The 3028-nt window shown below is 32.9% G+C and carries 3 protein-coding genes; 2 read left to right on the forward strand and 1 reads right to left on the reverse strand.

Annotated elements, in window-relative coordinates; all coding sequences use genetic code 11:
- The first annotated feature begins 334 nt into the window (after positions 1-334).
- Positions 335-1039, forward strand: a complete 705-nt coding sequence (locus ACHABW_RS25485; RefSeq protein WP_435759831.1) for a hypothetical protein — start codon at positions 335-337, stop codon at positions 1037-1039.
- Positions 1040-1161: 122 nt separating this feature from the next.
- On the opposite strand, the gene ACHABW_RS25490 is transcribed toward ACHABW_RS25485, so the two are convergent.
- Positions 1162-1857, reverse strand: a complete 696-nt coding sequence (locus ACHABW_RS25490; RefSeq protein WP_435759833.1) for a hypothetical protein — start codon at positions 1855-1857, stop codon at positions 1162-1164.
- 489 nt (positions 1858-2346) lie between these two features.
- On the opposite strand from ACHABW_RS25490, the gene ACHABW_RS25495 reads away from it, so the two are divergent.
- Entirely contained in the window at positions 2347-2895 is a 549-nt protein-coding gene (locus tag ACHABW_RS25495) for a CBO0543 family protein (RefSeq protein WP_435759835.1), read from the forward strand.
- The last annotated feature ends 133 nt before the right edge of the window (positions 2896-3028 follow it).

The following is a 3028-nucleotide window of genomic DNA, read 5'->3' on the forward strand; positions in this document are numbered from 1 at the left end:
GTCAATGAAATAACATCATTTTTTTCCAATGAGTAACCCGATTAGCATATAAAATCACTGCATGATAATAGCTATTTAATAAGTTTGATAATATTGCTAATACGTACATTAAAATGGATGTTAATTATAATCTGGATTTTATTGTAGAACAAATGGTTTTTTGTCATTATATGTTAAAATTATATTATAGAAAATAAAGAGTTTGTGATTTTATTCACTTAAACTATCGGGGAGGAAAGTGGAACAAACTGTGATTGCTTTTATGTCGCTAACTTAGCAGTAATGTTGAATAAGGAATTTGTTTTTTGGTGTATAGGAATTGAGAGGGGATTTAATGAAGAAAATAAATTGGCTAATTTATGGAACTATTACAATTGTTATTATTGCAGGTTGGTTTACATATCAAAAAGTAACTGATGATACTTACGAGGGGATGTCTATTATTCCAGAGCAACACGAAGACATTCCTTTATTTGAGGGATTGAGACCAACCGAACACGAATATTTTTTGGGAGGAAACCATTGGAATGAAATATATGACTTTTACTTGAAGCAACTTCCAAAGTATGGCTGGGAAGTTAGTTATAAGCAAAGTTCTTCTGATGAAAATAGCGATGCAATGGGATTTACGTCTCGTTGGCGGAAAAAGGGAATAGAATGGGAATTATCTATCTATGGAAGTTATTTTAAAATGAACAATCAAACGGAAGTTATTTTTGATAAAACTCCTATTTACAATTCAACAACCTGGATTGATGGTGTTCCGACCAGTATTTGTATTCATCAAAGTTCTTCTAATGATAGTTGTACTGAAATAAATGACAAAACTCAAATTGAAGGTATTGTTCGTTTTATCAACGAAGCTATTGATTGGGAGGAAAAAGTTTTACCTCGTAAAGAAACAAGTGTCATTGACATCGGGGATAAAGAGATAAAGGTTATGTATGAAGGCGATAAAGAAATATACTTTCTAACAGAGAAAGGTATTAAATTGATGAAACCAGACCCAGATTTCTTTAAACTAACAAACCTAAAATAATTATAGCTTTATTTAAACTATCGGGTAGCTTGGTCGCAACAGTGGCTCCTTTAGCTTATTGCGCTAACGTGGCAGTATAAGTCCACAAAAAAACTGCCGAATTACCGACAGTTATAAAGACCTTAATGATAGTTAGTATTTTGGTTTTGGTTTGGATTAACCATATCCTTAACTTTTTCAATCCCTTGTTCAATCATTTCATCAGCAATCATAACTTTATCTGTATCGTATTTTTCTTCTGTTGATACTTTGAATTGAAGTTTCTCTGCATAAGGTGCAGGTCTATTCATCATAAAGGCTGAAGTTACTTCACAATAAACATCACGAGCTTTCTCGGCGTTTAGCTTACCTGTAACAATGTCATTCATTAGGTTAAGAGCAAGGATATTAGCTGCTTCCATATCACATCGAGAAGACACTTCACCTCTAGTTCTTTCAACAATCACACTACCGTCAAACTTAGCGAGTTCACTAAACATTTCTGGTGGCACAGTATAGTTGATAAAGTTTTCGATTACATCAGTATGAGGTTGAGGGAAGTCATGTGGAATTTCATCGCGATAGACAATTGTTCGTTTCCACGGTCCATTATTATACCAGATTAATCTACTTGGAGTTGCTTCATTCGGGGGACCGTATTGTTCAATTGTCAGATTAGCTGCTTTTGAAGACATAGCATTCCAATCTTGAATAAACGCTTGTACGGTGTTCATATCTACAACAGTTTTAGTCTTTTTTTCTGCGCCTCCAATAGTTTGTACTTTCAAATCACTTGCCATAGTAGTTGCTGCTGTTTTCAATTTTTCTTCTTGTTCCAAATGTATCACCCTTTCAAAAGTGTAGGTTTTATTATTTTCTGATACATTTTTATAATATATACCATGCTTTTTTATTAACTTGTAAGTCAAGAAGAGTTAACTTATTTTTCTTGAATTGATTTTACTAACGAACCATAATATTGATGATGGATGCTTGAGGAACGTGAGTTTTCAATAACAGCACCCCATTTTTGTATTTATTGACATCATTACCAAAAATAGGATATATATACAATTAGATATTAAGAAAATAAGTTAGTTGCATAGTTCGAGAAAAATGTACATGGAAAGAGAAGGCGCTTGTTGAACTAACGGGGAGCAATAGTTGCACAAGCTTCGGCTGCTGTTATGGCGTTAACGGGAATCGTTCAACAAGGGAAATCATTTTTCTTAACAAAGCAGATTATTTAATAATTTCTACATTTCTTGCACTTAATTGTAAATAATAGGACAAAAGCAATAGGGTTTTGAAATGAAAGTGGTGTTTAAATGAATGAGTCTCTTCAAGAACAAATAGAAAAAACTTACAACCTTATCGTTCAGGCTCATAATCAAATGGCGGAGATATGGCAAGAAAATGTTCTTTTTACTTTGCAATGGTGGTTCGGTTTAACGCTTGCTATTGTTCCATGGGTGTTATGGATTATATATAGAAAAAAAGATAGTACCATCCGATTATTAAGTGCAGGATTTTTTGTCATGTTGATTTCATCTTGGTTAGATTTTGCTGGGGTAACTTTTGGATTATGGTATTACATCTATGAAATTATTTACTTTATTCCAAGTTTTTTCCCGTGGGACTTTTCTCTTTTACCAGTAACTATCATGTTCTTGATTCAAATTAAGCCAAATGTCAGTCCGCTTATTAAGGCGATATTTTTTTCTGTCTTTACCTCTTTTATTGCTCAGCCTTTTCTTATATGGAGTGGTTTGTATCAGCCTATACATTGGGAACATATTTACTCATTTCCAATTTACATCGTTATTTATTTAATCGCACACTATATTAGCACTAGAAATTCTTGGTCAAGAGTTTGAATTGTATTCGAACTTTTGATTACCGTACACAGATACGTTGGATAAATACATGAAATTACATATTAAAACTTTTTCTTCTTCAAGTAAAAGGTGCAATAGTTGAACAAGCTGTGATTGCTGTTATATCGCTAAC

The sequence above is a fragment of the Salipaludibacillus sp. CF4.18 genome (assembly GCF_051262595.1).
GTDB lineage: Bacteria > Bacillota > Bacilli > Bacillales > Salisediminibacteriaceae > Salipaludibacillus > Salipaludibacillus neizhouensis.

Excerpts from the sequence above, each read along its gene's own strand:
- ACHABW_RS25485 (WP_435759831.1), top strand. The coding sequence starts at position 335 with ATGAAGAAAATAAATTGGCTAATTTATGGAACTATTACAATTGTTATT.
- ACHABW_RS25495 (WP_435759835.1), top strand. The coding sequence starts at position 2,347 with ATGAATGAGTCTCTTCAAGAACAAATAGAAAAAACTTACAACCTTATC.